This is a genomic window from Phragmitibacter flavus (assembly GCF_005780165.1).
Taxonomy (GTDB): domain Bacteria; phylum Verrucomicrobiota; class Verrucomicrobiia; order Verrucomicrobiales; family Verrucomicrobiaceae; genus Phragmitibacter; species Phragmitibacter flavus.
Genome location: NZ_VAUV01000007.1, coordinates 131,958 through 147,837, shown reverse-complemented (window position 1 = coordinate 147,837; position 15,880 = coordinate 131,958). Strand labels below are relative to the sequence as shown.

Here is a 15,880-nt window from a genome sequence, read left to right as displayed (position 1 = left end):
ATCAACATCCGCCAGCAAACGTTTCACCAGATCCTTCATGCGCAAATTTGTCATGTCGGAGTTCATGTTAGACCGCCACCCAAGACGTGTCACTTGCCAAATCACTCGCTTCCGGCAAATCGGATCATCAGCATCTTTTCCCCCGTCTCCCGCGCCCCCCAGGTTCCGAAAAATTCTCCGCGCACCTCCGCCGCGCCGTGATCCCGCTGCAATCTCGCGCCATATCGCTCAAACGACTCTGCATCCGTCAGCATCCAACGCAGCTTCCCTTTCGGAATCGTTTTCCGATCCACCACCTCCACCGCATCTTCCGGCAGATAAAACAAATAGGGCGTTGCTCCGAGTCGGAACAAATACAACGGCCCTTCCGCCGGTTCCATCACCGCACGCATCGCCAACGCCGTCGGCTTCACTATCTCCACACGCCTCATATCAATCAGCACCACCATCAACGCCCCCAAACCAAGGGCCAGCGTGGTCCAGGTGCTCAACTTCAACAACGACGCATCCTGCGGAAGTCCCCACCAGATGCCCACTCCCAACGCAGCCGCCATCACGATCCCCAGCACCGCCACGCCCCCATGCGACCCCAACAACATCACTCCAAAAACCACCGTTCCCGCAGCGGCCAGAACCACCAATACCAGCAAAACTCTTCTCCACCAAATTCCCACGTTTCCGCCATTTCCCGACCACCATCCCGTCAAAAACCAACCGGCCAGAATCGCCACCGGCGCAAACAACGGAGCCACATACCTCGAAATCGCCCCCGGCATCAGCATCATGATCAACCAACCCGCGAAGGCGCCCCAAACCAACCCCACGAACAGGCGCCGCTTATCCTCATCTTCAAAAGCCTTCTCCCGATCCCGCCTCCTCCATCCCAACAACGCCACCAACACCCATGGCAAAAACAACGCCGCTGCCCCGGGAACCCGGGTCAGAAAACCCTCCATCGGCATCGATTCATCTTCCACTTCCGTCGGTTCTGAACTGGACGTGGTTCTGCTGGCGATCTGATCCTTCCAATAGTCCAACACCTCTCCCGCGCTCACCCCCACCATTTTCCCATACTCCTGTGCAAACGGCACCGCCCAGGCCGAAAAAATCCCGAGACACAGCACCAGCGCCCAGACATGCGCCAAAGAGAACAATCCACGCCAGCGCCCCGCACCCCAACATCCACCAATCACCAGCGTGTAAAAGAACAGCAAATGCACCGGCCCCTTGATCAACATCCCCAATCCCAAAAACACCCCCACCATCGTCCACGACCACCACCGACCCACGGTCCGCATCAAACCCGCCAGCCACCCCGCAAACGCCAGTCCGGTGAACGCAATGTAATAGATCTCCAATTCCGCCAGCCGACCCTTCTCCACCACCCCCGCCATTCCCAGAAAGAACACCGCCCCCACCAACGCCGCCTTCCCGCCAAGCGCTTTCCTCAACAACAAAAACATCCCCAACGCCGCCGCCAGCACCGTCAGCACGCTCGGCAATCTCGCCGACCACTCATTCTGCACGCCCGTGACCTTGAAACTCGCCGCACTGATCCAGTTGATCAACGGCGGTTTCCTCAAATAAGGCTTCCCACCGATCTGCGGCACCACCCACTCTCCCGTGTTCAACATTGTCCTCCCCGGAAGAATTCTTCGCCACTCTTCCCCCCGAATCTCCTGACTCCCCAGGCCCGGCAAATAAACCACGGCCCATAACAGAACCAGAAACAGACAGGCGCGCAAAGAAGTCATCAGAACCTCACCCCTTGCAACGACCCGCCAACCATGCAACGACGAAAGTAAAAATACCACTAACGCACAGCGCAAGCCCCACCTGATCAACCTCAGCGACCTGCTGGCATCAGCATTTCCAACTCAAGATCCTTCAATTTCGGCAATGCCATCGCCTTGCAAAGATGCTTGTCCGAATGAGCCACCCTCGCGCATTTTCGACATACATAACGTGGATCACGAACCAGCAACAAAAGTTCATCGATATCATCAACGATTTCGTGCTTTTTCCAGTCGCAAAGAGTTTTGGCCATTTCATGCAATCCTAGCACAGGGAAAAGACTTGCGAAAGTGACATCCACCACGGACAATTCCCACGTTAAACCTTTTATGACCATGGCTACAAAAAATGCACCCGCATCAGTCTCCGCCGATCCAGTAACGGCTTCGCTTCAAAAACTCCTCGCCGACAGCTACGCGCTGATGGCACAAACCCATCTCGCTCATTGGAACGTCGAAGGCTCCGATTTCTTCCAGCTCCACACCGCGTTTCAGTCTCAATACGAAGAGTTGTTCACTGCCATCGACGAAATCGCCGAGCGCGTTCGCGCCCTTGGCGCTTACTCCGAAGGCGGACTTGAGCGCCTCGCGGAACTCTCCGAACTCTCCACCCTTCCTGTCGGTCGCCTTCCCGCCAAGGACTTCGTGGCCCATCTGATTGATGGCAACGAAAAAGTCACCGCCGCCGCCAAGGCTGTTGAAAACGCCGCCGCTGAAGCCGACGATCTCGAAACTCAAGACCTCGCCGTCAAGCGTCGTCAAACTCACCAGAAAACGCTCTGGATGCTCAACAGCTTCCTCAAATAAGTTTAGCGAACTTCGAGTTCAAAAATTCACAAGCCAAGCCACATCCCGATTCGGGATGTGGCTTTTTCATGTCACAAGTAAAACACATCCGCCACAAACCACACCACCATCCCGACTCCTATCAACAATCTCGCCCCCAAACCCACCGTGGTCCCTACCGCTGTGCCCACCGTCGACTTTGTCGCTGCGGTAAACCGCTTTTTCGCAAACAGCACTTCAAAAACAAAAGCCCCCGCCAGCGGTCCAATGATCAAACCCGGCAATCCGAAAAACAGCCCCACCAATCCCCCCAACAGCACCCCCCAGAAAGCCCACTTGCTCCCTCCAAAAAGCTTCGCCCCCAACGCCCCGCTCAAAAAATCCACCACGTAAGCCAGCACCAGCAGTAACAACATCAAGATCAACCCGCCCCAGCTCATCGACTGCTCCGGATTCAACCACTTGTTCGCCGCCGCCCCCAAAAAAATCAACAAATGCCCCGGAATCACTGGCAGCACCGTGCCCGCCAGTCCCGCAAGCATCAACAGCCCCACCAACACCCAAGAAGCCCACGCCATCCACGGGGCTCCCGACATCATTGATGGAATGTCCTCCATCATGAGCTCCGCAGTTCCCCCCGCCAGATCAACTTCTCCTCCACCGGTTTGCGCAAACCTTTCGGCCACACAAAACCCGGCTTCGGCCAACCCACATAAAACAGCCCCAAACACCGGTCGCCTGTCCGTAGTCCCAGCCACTCCACAAACTCCCGCGTCTCCACCAATGGCGGTGAAGACCAGTAAGCCCCCAATCCCGCCGCACTCGCCGTCAAATGCATGTTCTGCACCGCACACGCCACCGCCTCGATCTCCTCAATCTCGGGAATCTTGCCTCCCGCCTGCCGCGCCATGCCGATGCTGATCACCGCTCCAGCCAATAGCGGATTCTGCCCCATCTTCAGCATCTTGTCCTCTCGAAACTCGTTCACCGGCGTCGTTTCGCGATAAATCCGCTGCATCACCCCGGCCAGTTCTGCCCGCGCATCACCCTGAAATATCGTGAACCGCCAGGGCTCCGTCAATCCATGCGTCGGCGCATGGTTCGCATTCTCCAACAACTCCATCAACAAGCCAGGCTCCACGACCCGACCCGGATCCATGTCCACCGGCTTCACCGAACGCCGATGACGAATCAACCGCGTCATCTCCTGCACATCAAAACCATCGTTCAACATCACCCCCTCACCTCACTAGGCTCCACCCCAAAGTCAAGCCCCAGCCAAAGCCATTTGACCCGCCCCCATCCCCATCTACACTCGCCACGCCATCATCAGTCATCAATCTCAAATCATCAATTCACCATGCCACTTTCCATCGGAACCCAAGCTCCAGACTTCACCCTCAAATCCAAAACCACCGGCGATCTCGTCGATGTCACCCTCAGCGCCAGCTTCGGCAGCAAAAGCACCGTCCTTCTCTTCTTCCCCCTCGCCTTCACCGGCGTGTGCACCCAGGAATTCTGCGACATCACCGCCGGACTCAGCGCTTACTCCGACCTCAACGCCAACGTCATCGGCATCAGCGTCGACAGCCCCTTCGCCCAGGAAGTTTGGGCCAACAAAGAGAACATCGGCATCACCCTGGTGAGCGACCTCAACAAAGAAACCACCAAGGCCTACGACGTCCTCTTCCCCGGTCTTGCTGGCATCGGCGACACCTCCGCCCGCGCCGCTTTTGTGATCGACCAATCCGGCACCATCCAATACGCCGAGCAAACCGAAACCCCCAAAGACCTCCCCAACTTCGAAGCCATCAAAGCCGCCCTCGCCGCTCTGTAATTCGAAGTTTCGCAAGCCAAAACCCCCAACAAATGTGGCAGCATTCAACGCATAATTCCCCGTCCCAACGGGACGATTCATATTAGCCCGGCACAGGGTGCCGGGTTAGTCGCATTGATCTAAGCGTTCTGAAGGAACGCCTCATGTGCATTGAGGGTCAACACGCACCGCGCATGAAGCGTCCCTGTAGGACGCAATCCAATCCCAATCGCAACCCGGCACCCTGTGCCGGGCTTTAATTAGTCGTCCCAACGGGACGGGAAAGGCCAAAATGCGCCCTCCCGACTACATCTACAAACACTTCGGACAAACGCCGAAAAACTCCAACTCATGATAGAGCTTCTTAAACCCTGATTCCTTCGAAATCCTGGCCTCAAGCGCCTCCACCGGACAGGCAATGTCCAGCGTCTCGATCACCCCGCATTGCGTGCAGATCAGGTAATCGCTGTGCTCACCCGGCTCGATCAGCGTGTAATAAGCCGACCGGTCATGCAGCCCCAAACGTCGCAAAATCCCGTGTTTTTCCAGCCGCACCAACAATCTAAAAATCGTCGCCTTGTCACATCGATCCTTCAATTCCGGAGCCTCCGCCAAATCCGCCAGCGTCTGCGGTTTGGAATTCGCAATCAACCGCTTCAACAATTCCTCCAATGCCCAGGTTCGCCGCAAACCCAGCTCCCGGCAGCGGGCCACCGTATCATGAAGCATTTTTGAAGCGCGGGCGGAAGACATCCCGCAAACTCCTCCAATCCCCGCCGCTCTGCAACATCGAACTCAAAACCTCACACGTCTCCTCCGACTTCCACCACCACTGCCGTGATGTTGTCCCTTCCCGAGGCATCCAACGCCTCCTCCACCAACCGCTGCGCCGGCACTGCCGACATCTTCGATCCCGGCTGACGCAACACTTCATCCAGACTGTGATCCCACAATCCATCGATGAGACCATCCGTGCATAACAAAAACCGGTCGCCCTTTTCCCAGCCAACCGCGCCCACCTGCGGCTCCACAAACTGGTGATCCGCCCCCAGCGCCTTCTGCAGCACATTCTTCCTTGGATGCGTCCGCTGTTCCCGCTCATTGATCTTCCCCTGTCTCCGCAGCCAGCCCACGTGCGAGTCGTCATTCGTCACCTGCCTGATCCCGCCCGCCTTTGGCAAATAATAAATCCGGCTGTCCCCGATGTGACCAAAATACATCCATCCCGGTGAAAACCACGCCATAGACAACGTCGCGCCCATGCCTCGGCACTCTTCATAACACCGCGACAATCTCGTCATCTCTTCATGAATCCCATGAAACACCTCCGCCAAAATGTCCTGAAACCCCGAGGCCAGATGCTGCGCCGAAAGATGAAAACTGCGCGGCAGCAACTTGGTGATCTTCTCCACCGCAATCCGGCTCGCATACTCCCCCGACTGCGCCCCGCCCATGCCATCGCTCACCGCGAACACAAAATCCGCCCCCCCCAGTGAAGCCTCGCCAATTTTCCCCAAATACCTCACCCCTGTTGCATCAAAGGTCAGCGCCAGAAACGCATCCTCGTTGTTCGCCCTCACCCGCCCCCGATGGGTCATGCCCGACCAATGCACCATCTGTCCCGCCCCCTCATTTGCCTCACTCACCGGCCTTGCCTCCTTGCTCAGCGTCATTCACCTCATCCAAAATCGTCGCAAATTCAAAATCGATCACACAAAACCGCCCATCCGAACGCCGGTAGGTGATGTTGCGCAAAAACGCGTCCTCATGCCGCACCCCGAACCCCTCCAGCTCCTGATAAATCTCCGCCATCCGCGCCTCGCCCAGATGATCCACCCGCGACCCGCAATTCGACGTCACCATATACAGACTCTCCTCATCCACCTCCAGCACCCGTGGCACAAAATCACATCCCCGCTCCTCCAGATAGCGCAACACCCGCACCTCATTGGCAAACCGCTCCTCCGCTTTTGGCCCACGGAAAGTCTTGTGAACCCTCCCGTCATACCCAATCCGCACCAGCGCCCGTTGTGTGTCTTTGATCTCGTGCATTCCCATCATCCTTCCATCATCCCCGTCCCCTGGCAAGCTCGTGAAAAAACGCACGACAATCCGCCCTCCCAAAAAGATTTCACTATCCAACTGGCACACGCCATGCTTTACCCTAGTCCCAGTCTCCCAGTCGGTCATTCCGGGTGTGGGACCATCGCCCTTCGGCACTCCAAAACCAACATATCAATATCAAATCCATGGCCAAATATAAACTGGAATACCTCTGGCTCGACGGTTACACCCCCGTCCCAAACCTCCGCGGCAAAACTCAAATCAAAGAATTCGCCGATTTCCCCACCCTCGAACAACTTCCTTACTGGGGTTTCGACGGCAGCTCCACCCAACAGGCCGAAGGCAAAAGCTCCGACTGCGTTCTCAAACCCGTCGCCGTGTATCCTGACTCCACCCGCATCAACGGCGTGCTCGTCATGTGCGAAGTCATGATGCCCGACAAAGTCACCCCTCACCCAACCAACTTCCGCGCCACCATCCTTGACGATCCGGGCGCATGGTTCGGTTTCGAGCAGGAATACTTCTTCTACCAGGACGGCAAACCCATCGGTTTCCCTGAGTTCGGCTACCCAGCTCCTCAAGGCCCTTACTACACCGGCGTCGGTTTCAGCAACGTCGGCAGTGTTGCCCGTCAGATCGTCGAAGAACACCTCGACATCTGTCTCAACGCCGGCATCAACCACGAAGGCATCAACGCCGAAGTGGCCAAAGGCCAGTGGGAATTCCAGATCTTCGGCAAAGGTTCCAAAAAATGCGCCGATGAAATGTGGGTTGCCCGCTACATCCTTCAGCGTCTTTGCGAGAAATACGAAATCGACATCGAATACCATTGCAAACCTCTCGGCGCCACCGACTGGAACGGCTCCGGCATGCACGCCAACTTCTCCACCGAATACCTCCGCACCGTCGGCGGCAAAGAATACTTCGAGAAACTCATGGCCGCCTTTGAGAAATACAAAGACGAGCATATCGCCGTCTACGGACCCGACAACCACATGCGCCTCACCGGTCTGCATGAGACCCAGTCCATCGACAAGTTCAGCTACGGCATCGCCGACCGCGGCGCTTCCATTCGTGTGCCTCACAGCTTCGTCAACGACGGCTACAAAGGCTACCTTGAAGACCGCCGTCCGAACTCCCAAGGCGATCCATACGCCATCGCCTCCCGCATTCTCAAGACCGTCGCCTCAGTCGAAGTCTAAGAATCGGATCGATGAAGGATTGCCTCTGGCGATCTTCCATCCGAGCAGTTAATCAAACGGTGTCACCCTTCTAGGTGGCACCGTTTTTTTGCGCCTGATGGTATCGAAGTTCGGGGATATACCTTCTCAAATTCACCGACAAGAAGCCGATCCTGTCATCGTTCAAAAATCTTCAATTGCGAGGCTCGAAACGCACCAGTGTCGCCTCACCAATCCACGCCAATTGCCCCTCCTCCCCGTCCCATCGGGACGACTCATAAGAGCCCGGCACAAGGTGCCGGGTTTTGCACAATCGGAGTTGGCGTTCTGAAGGAACGCATCATGCACACTGAAGGCCGCCCCTTTCCGCGAATAAAGCGTCCCTGTTGGACGCTATCCCCTGTCGCAAACGCCACCCCGCATTACATGCCGGGCTGGTATAAATCGTCCGTCCGGGACGACAGGTGGGCATCACCCGCCATCGCTCCCTTTGGTGACTTGCCGATCTCCACTCCCTGCATTCCCATCAGGCGCTTTCAGAGATGCTGCTTAAAAACGGTTTACTCCTCAATCCGGCATCGGCAATGGCATAATCCCCGCCTGCAGGGCCACGGGCACCAACCGGGCCACCGAGTCGACCCCCACTTTTTCCATGATGTTCGCTCGATGCGCCTTCACGGTTCGTTCGCTGATCCCCAGTTCACAAGCAATCTGCTTGTTCATCCTTCCCGAAACCACCTGTGTAAGCACTTCCTTTTCACGCTCCGTCAACGACCTCACCGACCGCATCGCCGATTGAGCCTCCGTCTGACGCTTCATTCCCAATTCAGCCAACCGCATCGCGCGCTCCACCGAACGCAGCAGTCGGACGTCCTCCACAGGTTTTTCTAAAAAATCTACCGCTCCGCTTTTCATCAAATCAACCACGGTAGGAATGGTGGCAAAAGCGGAGACAAAAATGATCGGCAGCTGCCACTTGGCGGCGATCAACTCGCGAAATGCCTGCCTGCCGTTGATTCCAGGCAACTTCAAATCCATGATAACGCACCCGAGGCGCCCAGGCGGCCGTGTCTGCAAAAGCTCTTCCGACCTCTCAAACGCACTCACCTGATAACCCTGCCTTCTCAATTGAGACTCGGTTAGCCTCCTAAATAACTCATCATCGTCAAGAATCATGACGAATTTCTGTTTGATTGAGGAGGTGACGTCGGAGCGGTTTAGATGGCTGTCTATCTTTAAGGACATAGAGGGATTTTCTGAAAACACGCACAATGAGATCGCGTTTGGCCAGACTTTGTATCGTCAGATGAAATGATTGAATTTTCAGTGACGGCCAACCGTCGGACACTGGCTCGGTCGATCTATTGAACCCGCTTATACTTAATTTACGCCTTCGATTCGAACAGCGACGACCTAGTGGATTTATTTCATTTTCAACGGGTTACTTTATTTCGTCCCGAAATTCCCTGGATGTATCCTTTGCACGAAAGGACAATGCATCTTGGGCCACGTCACCCATGGGCAATAGCGCCGATTTTTGAATCGGTGTCTGTTTGCCGGACATGAAACCCAATCCCTCTTCCCCCAACCAAACTCTTCGTCCGGCCATCGCCCCCAAGTCCCGTCTGACCAGAAATGCCGTCAAGGCATCCCTCTTGCTCGCTTGGATCACGGCCGTTGGCACTGCCTCCGCCCAAGCCACCCCCACAACATCAGCCTTCACGGGTTCGGTGCAAGGCGAATTCCAAAATCCCGCTGGTCCCAGTGGCATGGTCTCGTCCATTTATGATGGCGGCTCAAGCTTCATGTGGGGAACCGCTGACGAACACAGCCACCCCTCGAAATTGGAATTCAACGGTTTTGATTTCAACGAGATCTCACCCGAGACCTATTTCACCCTCGGTGACCTTTACTACAAAAACGGCACCATCATCGCCGGCACTGAAGCTGAGTCGGTCGACCTCATGCTGGAGTTTTCGTTCGTCAATCCGGCGGGCCTGCCAGACCAGAACACGGTGTTCACCCAAATCCTGACCAACACCACCAACACCGGCGATCCCTACGCCGATGCCGACATCATTGTGCTGGGCAACACCTCCGCCCCGCTCAACTTTCAGGATGCCATGGGCAATTCGTATTCCCTGCAACTTGGCTTTGGAACGGTCTCTGGAGACGGATTTAGCAGCATTGACCAGTTTCATGTGAAAGAGGGCAAATCTGCCACTGCACACCTCGTCGGCAAATTCACTGTGACCCCTCCGGTGGTCCCTGTTCCTGAACCCAGCGGCGCACTGCTGGTCCTCACCGCAGGTGCCCTGTGCATCTTCCGCCGTCGTCGCTGAGGGGTTTAGACTCAAGCCCAAGCCCACCCATTTCCCCCGACTACCATCAAAAATCCCCGTAAACCCCTAAAAATCCCCGACCCCCATTGCCACATGCCGAATGCCCTTTGGTCTAACCCCCCAGGGCATTCGCATGTGGTTCTTCCCTCTTCAGGCAAAGGTGGAAACACTTCCATCAATGTTCGCTTCATCACCAGTCAGGGCGTTGAATATTCTTTTTCCCTCACCTCACTCCCATCCCGCCCTGAGCCGCAAATCACCGGTTCGTTGACTGGTCTTTGGAACGAGGCCCCAATGCCATCTCCCCGCTGAACGCCGGGGCCCCAGACCGAACCGGTCATTGGCCTTGGCAGGTTTGCCGCGAAAATCGCGACACCATCACCGATTTAAGACACGCGGTTTGAGTGCCCATTTCCTTATTGTTGTTCTCCACAACATTAAGTGTAGCTTATAAGCGAGTCTATTCATTCGCTTGGCTAATGGAAAATCGTATCAAAGCTTCATGAGCTCCCCGCCTGACCGGCCTGTGGAAGGCATGAAATTGTCACCGCTGCCTACGCCGGCGTGGATGTCCATTGCCATTCTGGTGTGCATCATTCTCATGGTTGGCGCCTGTTTTTACGGCCTTTCCATCGCCACCCTGAAGGGTAGCTGGGCTCTCACCATTCCTGACACCGATATTGTCCGCGCCGCCTACCTTCCCGACGAGTTCCCGCAGGTCACGCACACGTTGGAGGAAGTCATTGTGCTGGACTCCACCGGCATCTTCGTGCCGTTGCCTCCCTCAAAAAAGGCAGACCAGCTCAATCAAAAAGCTCACAATCAACGCTGGTTTCGACTCGATTTCACCAATCCCACCGACCGCTTTCAGCACGGCGTTTTTGATCTCATCCGCCGTGTGTATGACGATGCCGTCCTTTACCAACGCGAAACCGACGGAACCTGGACCTCCTCGAAGGCAGGTCCGCCATGGCCGCAGCAGGGGCTTGAGTATCCGCTCCGTTGGCATGCGTTCAACGTCACCCTCATGCCGGGAGAGACCAAGCGGGCTTATCTCCTCGTCACCGACTACCATCGCATGCCCTCCAAGTTTCTCTGGTGGCCCATGCTTGACCACTACCTCAGCTGGGAGCGTTTTTTCTACGCCGCCTTCGCCTGCTACTCCTTCACCTGGCTCACCGTCGCTGCACATGGTTATTTCCGCTTCGCCCTTCATCGACAGCCCGAACAATGGCATTTTTTCATGTTCGTCTTCCTCCATGGGCTCGGCACCATGCTTGGTCGCAACGCCCTCAGCCTGCACCTCCCTTTCAGCCCCCTCCCCATCGCCGAAATCCTCGCTGGCGTTCTCATCTGCGCCTCCGTCCCTTTCCTTTTCCAGTTCATCCGCGCCCTGCTGTCTACCAAACGCACCGATCCCTCCATCGACCGGCTCCTGCAGCTCAATGCGAAAATCTGGATGTTCATTCCCCTCACGCCAGTGGCGGGATTTTTTCCAACCATCCTTCCGATATTCATGTTCATCCTGGGAGTCTTTGGATGGCTGGGATTCTTTCTCCTGATGACGGCTGCCGCCCGAAATTGGCGACGCGGCGGTGCCCTCGGTCTCTTCTTCGTCCTCGCCTGCGTGCCCTACGGTGCGGGGCTCAGCGTCTACCACATCCTCGAGCATGATTCCGTCGCCTGGGTCGACCAGCGGTGCCTTTTCGTCCTCATCGGCAACGCGCTCAGCCTCATCCTCCTCTCCTTCTGCCTCATCTATCGCAGCCGCCTCACCCGCGAAGAACACTACTTGCTCCACATCAACTACTCCACCGACCTCGAAGCCGACGTCCTTCGCCGCACCCAGGAACTGCAACAACTCAGCGAACAACTCAAAAACGCCGTCCAGGATCGCGACCGCGTCCTCGCCATCATCGGCCATGACCTTCGTGGACCCGCCATCTCCCTCGACTCCCTCGCCCGCCTCATCAAATACGACCCCACCTTCCAACAAAACGAAATCACCGACTGGGCAGCCAAAGTCAGCCAGGCTTGCCGCCTCCAGCTCGACCTGCTCACCAACCTCCTCACCTGGGGCCGATCCCAACTCGAGCGCCAGCAGACCAAAAACAAGAGCGTCAACCTAAGTTCCTCGCTGCTCCTCGCCTGGAATGACCTCAGGGAAAATGCCGACCGGAAACGCATCACCCTCAACCATTCCATTCCAACCGATCTGCACGCAAAAGTCCCCCACTCACTCCCTCAGGTGATTCTTCGCAATCTCCTTGGCAACGCCATCAAATACTCCCACCCGGGTTCGACCATCGATGTCACGGCCTGGAGATCCGACGATGACCAAACCATCACCGTCACCATCCGCGATCACGGCGTCGGCATTCCACCCGACCGCCTGAAAGCCTTGTTCGCAGGGCCAGGAACCAGCACCGAAGGCACCTCTGGTGAATCTGGCATCGGCGTCGGACTCACCCTCTGCCACGACCTCATCCGCGCAGCTGATGGCCAGCTCATCGTTGAAAGCCCGGAAGAAGGCGGCACCCGAGTGACCGTCACATTCCCGACGGGGCCGCTGCCGGACAAGTCTTGATCGCGTCATTCAGCTCATCACCACCCGGGATTCCGTGGTCAGACCCGACTTCATCGCCAGTGGCACCAGCAACGCCAGCGAATCCACTCCCGATTTCTCCATGATGCTCGCCCTGTGCGCCTTGACCGTGCGTTCTGTAATCCCCAAAGTCGCCGCCACCTGCTTGTTGATGTAGCCTGCTAGAAGCAGCTTCATCACCTCCTTCTCTCGTTCCGTCATGTTGTCCAGCCAGTCACGCGCCTCATTCAGTTCACCCACCATCCGATTCCGTTGTCGGCAGGATTCCAGCGCATCCTCCACCACGGACACTAGTCGCTGATCCACCATGGGCTTTTCCAGAAAATCCACGGCCCCCAACTTCATCGCTTCCGTCGCCTCTCCGATGCTTCCATGCGCCGACATGAAAATCAGCGGCATCGTCCAACCGCGATCCTTGATCTCCTTCTGCACCTGTAAACCCCTCATACCAGGCATCTCCAAATCCACCAACAAACAACAAATTGGAGCTGTCGACCGTAGCTTTAAGAATTCCAGCGGACAAGTATACGACAACACCTGGTAGCCTTCGTTCTCCAAAATGTGTGCTATCAGCCGGACCAGCAACTGGTCATCATCCAACACATAGACGCACTCTTGAACACTTCTGGAAAAATGGTCTGCTCGGTAGCTCATATCAATACATTGAAATCGAATAGGTGACTTCGCCTTGCCCCCTCAACTGATTCGCCTCCATTACAGCACGGGATTCACCAAGAATAAAGTGTCTGTTCTCCGTCTCCTGCCTGGTGGAAACAACGTGCTCTTTCACGCCATCCAAAACGATTGGGCCATTTTAGCTTGCTAACGCAAAAAAGCATCGGCACAATTGCCGAAATCAATCTGTCCTAAAGGACAATGTTTTTTTGCGAAGCAGCAAGTAACTTTTCAAGCTGCAGGCAGGTAGTTCACTAATTCTCCGTTTCGCCTTCACCTATTCTTCCCCATCCACCTGTCCTTAACTGCATAATCCCATCCCGATGGCAGCCACCACCTTGCTCGTGTTTTCACTCAAGGGAGCGGCGGCCATCATCTCCTTTTCATGACCCAATCTGGTCCGACATCCTCCTCAACCGCTCCTTCTGCATCCTCATTCTCCATCGCTCTCGCGCTGATTGCCGGTCTGGCGGCGGTTCTGCTGGCCAATGCCGAAGCCGACGTTCAGAACCAGATGGCCCTCGCAGGCATTCTGGCAGCCACCTTGCTTGTCCTACGATTCCTGCCTGAAACTCCCTTCATCCGCATCCTCATCCTTGCCATTGGGGGATTCACTGTGATCCGCTACTTCGTCTGGCGGCTAAGCACCACCATGGAGTATCACGACCCGGTCAGCTATACCTGCGCCGTCATCCTTCTGTTCGCCGAATGTTATGGCATCGCTTTCATCATGATGACCTTCACGGTCAACGCCAATCCCAAAAAACGCGAATCCATCCCGCTCACCGGCAAAGATCCCGCCCAACTTCCCTCGGTGGATGTGCTCGTTCCCAGCTACAACGAAGCTCCCGACCTTATCGCCATCACTCTCGTTGCCGCCCGCCAGATGCGTTACGACGGCATCGTCAATGTCTACCTGCTTGACGACGGTGGCACCGACGCCAAGTGCAATCAAAAAGACCTTCTGCTCGCCGAGGAGGCTAAAAATCGACGCGCTGAACTGACCGCCCTCTGCCAACGACTCGGTGCCACCTACCTCACCCGCGAAAGAAACGAGCACGCCAAAGCCGGCAACCTGAACATCGGCCTCACCAACACCAATGGCGACCTCGTGGTGATTTTCGACGCCGATCACGTTCCGACCGCCGACTTCCTCGAAAACACCGTCGGATTCTTCCTCGAAGACCCCAAACTCTTCCTCGTCCAAACGCCCCATTTTTTCCTCAATCCCGACCCCTTCGAACGCAATCTGATGACGTTCGACACCATGCCCAGCGAGAACGAAATGTTCTACAGCAACATCCAGCAGGGCCTCGACCGCTGGAACAGCTCCTTCTTCTGCGGCTCCGCCGCCGTGCTGCGTCGTGAATGGCTCAACATCACCGGTGGTTTCAGCGGCCAGAGCATCACCGAAGACGCCGAAACCGCCATCGAACTCCACTCACGCGGTTACCACAGCGCCTATCTCGCAAGACCCATGATCGCCGGACTGGCCGCCGAAACCGTGGATGCGTTTGTTGTCCAACGCATGCGCTGGGCGCAGGGAATGATCCAAATCTTCCGCCTCAAAAGTCCCATCTTCCGCAAGTCAAAACTCAGCGCCGCCCAACGCCTCTGCTACCTCAGCAGCTGCCAGTTCTGGTTCTTTCCCTTCGCGAGGCTCACTTACATGCTGGCACCCGCCGCCTTCCTGCTCTTCGACCTGCAAATCTACCGCGCCTATTACGAGACTTTCATCGCCTTCGTCGTGCCCTACATGCTGACGGTCATCGTCATCTCCCACTATCTTTTTAAACGCACCCGCTGGATTCTCATCTCCGAAATCTACGAACTGGTCCAATCGGTTTTCTGCCTCCCCGTCGTCATTCAGGCACTTTTCCGCCCCAAATCCGGCCGGTTCAAGGTCACGCCCAAAGCACAGACCTTGAACCGCGCTTTTATCTCCAAAATGGCGATCCCGTTTTACGTGCTGCTCGCCATCAACCTCGCCTGCGCCACCCGCGGCGTCTACAAACTGCTCACTTTTCCCGACACGGAATTTGCCCCCACTTTGATCACCCTTTTCTGGGTAGGTTTCAACCTCGCGTTGCTCGGCTGCGCCCTGGGCGTCATGACCGAAACCCGCCAGCTCCGCTCCTCTCCCCGCTTCCCCGTCTCGGCCCCCATCCGCATCCGCCACGGCGACGAAATCATTGAGGGCACCCTCGCCGACATGTCCGCTTCCGGCTGCGGCATTCACATCGCCCGTGACGCCCTGAAAAATCCCGCCTTCCCCCAGCCTGCCGAAATCGAAATCATCGGTGCGAACGCCACGCTCAAAGTCGAAATGGTTCGCAAAGTGATGTCCCCCGACCTCGGCCCCACCAGGGCACTGCTTGGCACCCGGTTTTATCAAGGCGACTGGACCACCCTAGAAACGGCCGTGCGACTTTTCTATGGCGACAGCCAAAAGTGGGTCGACTTCCAACAACGCCGACAAGAGCACGCCCCCGGCATCATTCGCACCCTTCTCTACGTCGGCCGACTGTCCCTCCTCGGCTACGCCAGAAATTTGCGGGTCGGATTCCGCCAGCTTTTCTCGATGCGATCCAACCCCATGGACCGCTAAACCCAAAGAC

Annotated in this window: 15 protein-coding genes; 6 read left to right on the top strand and 9 right to left on the bottom strand. The window is 56.5% G+C overall.

Annotated features, from left to right (window positions below):
- Positions 1–101: 101 nt before the first annotated feature.
- Together FEM03_RS10545 and FEM03_RS10540 are read right to left on the bottom strand one after the other, a co-directional pair.
- Positions 102–1,754: an ArnT family glycosyltransferase gene (locus FEM03_RS10545; protein ID WP_138086216.1), complete on the bottom strand. Its 1,653-nt coding sequence runs from the start codon at positions 1,752–1,754 to the stop codon at positions 102–104.
- Positions 1,755–1,846: 92 nt separating this feature from the next.
- Complete coding sequence (locus tag FEM03_RS10540; RefSeq protein WP_206170960.1) at positions 1,847–2,131, bottom strand: hypothetical protein; 285 nt, start codon at positions 2,129–2,131, stop codon at positions 1,847–1,849.
- Here FEM03_RS10540 and FEM03_RS10535 point away from each other — a divergent pair.
- Entirely contained in the window at positions 2,130–2,600 is a 471-nt protein-coding gene (locus FEM03_RS10535; RefSeq protein ID WP_206170959.1) for a Dps family protein, read from the top strand. The genes FEM03_RS10540 and FEM03_RS10535 overlap by 2 nt on opposite strands.
- A 71-nt stretch (positions 2,601–2,671) precedes the next feature.
- Here the strand turns inward: FEM03_RS10535 and FEM03_RS10530 are convergent, their stop codons facing one another.
- On the bottom strand, positions 2,672–3,157 hold the full coding sequence (locus FEM03_RS10530; protein WP_206170958.1) for a DUF456 domain-containing protein: 486 nt from the start codon (positions 3,155–3,157) through the stop codon (positions 2,672–2,674).
- Between the two features lie 38 nt (positions 3,158–3,195).
- A complete protein-coding gene (locus tag FEM03_RS10525; protein ID WP_138086213.1) occupies positions 3,196–3,813 on the bottom strand; it encodes a nitroreductase family protein in 618 nt (205 codons plus the stop codon).
- A gap of 126 nt (positions 3,814–3,939) precedes the next feature.
- Here FEM03_RS10525 and FEM03_RS10520 point away from each other — a divergent pair, with 126 nt between their 5' ends.
- Positions 3,940–4,416, top strand: coding sequence for a redoxin domain-containing protein (locus tag FEM03_RS10520; RefSeq protein WP_138086212.1), 477 nt, complete (start codon positions 3,940–3,942; stop codon positions 4,414–4,416).
- A 291-nt stretch (positions 4,417–4,707) separates the two neighbouring features.
- Here FEM03_RS10520 and FEM03_RS10515 read toward each other — a convergent pair whose 3' ends face one another.
- From FEM03_RS10515 to FEM03_RS10505, 3 genes are read right to left on the bottom strand one after another with little or no spacing between them, the layout of a single operon-like run.
- The gene (locus FEM03_RS10515) at positions 4,708–5,148 is read right to left on the bottom strand and encodes a Fur family transcriptional regulator (protein ID WP_240772739.1); all 441 of its coding nucleotides are present in this window, start codon (positions 5,146–5,148) and stop codon (positions 4,708–4,710) included.
- A gap of 50 nt (positions 5,149–5,198) precedes the next feature.
- Positions 5,199–6,068, bottom strand: coding sequence for a PP2C family protein-serine/threonine phosphatase (locus tag FEM03_RS10510; protein WP_138086211.1), 870 nt, complete (start codon positions 6,066–6,068; stop codon positions 5,199–5,201).
- Positions 6,034–6,447, bottom strand: coding sequence for a protein kinase family protein (locus tag FEM03_RS10505; RefSeq protein ID WP_138086210.1), 414 nt, complete (start codon positions 6,445–6,447; stop codon positions 6,034–6,036). The genes FEM03_RS10510 and FEM03_RS10505 overlap by 35 nt, the downstream gene beginning before the upstream one ends.
- A 197-nt stretch (positions 6,448–6,644) precedes the next feature.
- Here FEM03_RS10505 and FEM03_RS10500 point away from each other — a divergent pair, with 197 nt between their 5' ends.
- Positions 6,645–7,661 carry a glutamine synthetase beta-grasp domain-containing protein gene (locus tag FEM03_RS10500; RefSeq protein ID WP_138086209.1) on the top strand — a complete coding sequence of 339 codons (1,017 nt, stop codon included), beginning with the start codon at positions 6,645–6,647 and terminating at the stop codon, positions 7,659–7,661.
- A 546-nt stretch (positions 7,662–8,207) separates the two neighbouring features.
- Here the strand turns inward: FEM03_RS10500 and FEM03_RS10495 are convergent.
- Complete coding sequence (locus FEM03_RS10495; RefSeq protein WP_138086208.1) at positions 8,208–8,906, bottom strand: response regulator transcription factor; 699 nt, start codon at positions 8,904–8,906, stop codon at positions 8,208–8,210.
- Positions 8,907–9,202: 296 nt separating this feature from the next.
- Here FEM03_RS10495 and FEM03_RS10490 point away from each other — a divergent pair, with 296 nt between their 5' ends.
- Together FEM03_RS10490 and FEM03_RS10485 are read left to right on the top strand one after the other, a co-directional pair.
- On the top strand, positions 9,203–9,982 hold the full coding sequence (locus FEM03_RS10490; protein WP_138086207.1) for a choice-of-anchor K domain-containing protein: 780 nt from the start codon (positions 9,203–9,205) through the stop codon (positions 9,980–9,982).
- Positions 9,983–10,484: 502 nt separating this feature from the next.
- A complete protein-coding gene (locus tag FEM03_RS10485) occupies positions 10,485–12,569 on the top strand; it encodes a sensor histidine kinase (protein ID WP_138086206.1) in 2,085 nt (694 codons plus the stop codon).
- 9 nt (positions 12,570–12,578) lie between these two features.
- Here FEM03_RS10485 and FEM03_RS10480 read toward each other — a convergent pair whose 3' ends face one another.
- Positions 12,579–13,241 carry a response regulator transcription factor gene (locus FEM03_RS10480; RefSeq protein ID WP_138086205.1) on the bottom strand — a complete coding sequence of 221 codons (663 nt, stop codon included), beginning with the start codon at positions 13,239–13,241 and terminating at the stop codon, positions 12,579–12,581.
- Between the two features lie 406 nt (positions 13,242–13,647).
- On the opposite strand from FEM03_RS10480, the gene bcsA reads away from it, so the two are divergent.
- On the top strand, positions 13,648–15,870 hold the full coding sequence (gene bcsA, locus FEM03_RS10475; RefSeq protein WP_138086204.1) for a UDP-forming cellulose synthase catalytic subunit: 2,223 nt from the start codon (positions 13,648–13,650) through the stop codon (positions 15,868–15,870).
- Positions 15,871–15,880: the final 10 nt, after the last annotated feature.

Bases quoted from the DNA above. Each gene is read 5' to 3' on its own strand.
- FEM03_RS10545 (WP_138086216.1), bottom strand. From the start codon at position 1,754: ATGACTTCTTTGCGCGCCTGTCTGTTTCTGGTTCTGTTATGGGCCGTG.
- FEM03_RS10535 (WP_206170959.1), top strand. From the start codon at position 2,130: ATGGCTACAAAAAATGCACCCGCATCAGTCTCCGCCGATCCAGTAACG.
- FEM03_RS10540 (WP_206170960.1), bottom strand. From the start codon at position 2,131: ATGGTCATAAAAGGTTTAACGTGGGAATTGTCCGTGGTGGATGTCACT.
- FEM03_RS10530 (WP_206170958.1), bottom strand. From the start codon at position 3,157: ATGGCGTGGGCTTCTTGGGTGTTGGTGGGGCTGTTGATGCTTGCGGGA.
- FEM03_RS10525 (WP_138086213.1), bottom strand. From the start codon at position 3,813: ATGTTGAACGATGGTTTTGATGTGCAGGAGATGACGCGGTTGATTCGT.
- FEM03_RS10520 (WP_138086212.1), top strand. From the start codon at position 3,940: ATGCCACTTTCCATCGGAACCCAAGCTCCAGACTTCACCCTCAAATCC.
- FEM03_RS10515 (WP_240772739.1), bottom strand. From the start codon at position 5,148: ATGTCTTCCGCCCGCGCTTCAAAAATGCTTCATGATACGGTGGCCCGC.
- FEM03_RS10510 (WP_138086211.1), bottom strand. From the start codon at position 6,068: ATGACGCTGAGCAAGGAGGCAAGGCCGGTGAGTGAGGCAAATGAGGGG.
- FEM03_RS10505 (WP_138086210.1), bottom strand. From the start codon at position 6,447: ATGCACGAGATCAAAGACACACAACGGGCGCTGGTGCGGATTGGGTAT.
- FEM03_RS10500 (WP_138086209.1), top strand. From the start codon at position 6,645: ATGGCCAAATATAAACTGGAATACCTCTGGCTCGACGGTTACACCCCC.
- FEM03_RS10490 (WP_138086207.1), top strand. From the start codon at position 9,203: ATGAAACCCAATCCCTCTTCCCCCAACCAAACTCTTCGTCCGGCCATC.
- FEM03_RS10485 (WP_138086206.1), top strand. From the start codon at position 10,485: ATGAGCTCCCCGCCTGACCGGCCTGTGGAAGGCATGAAATTGTCACCG.
- FEM03_RS10480 (WP_138086205.1), bottom strand. From the start codon at position 13,241: ATGAGCTACCGAGCAGACCATTTTTCCAGAAGTGTTCAAGAGTGCGTC.
- bcsA (WP_138086204.1), top strand. From the start codon at position 13,648: ATGACCCAATCTGGTCCGACATCCTCCTCAACCGCTCCTTCTGCATCC.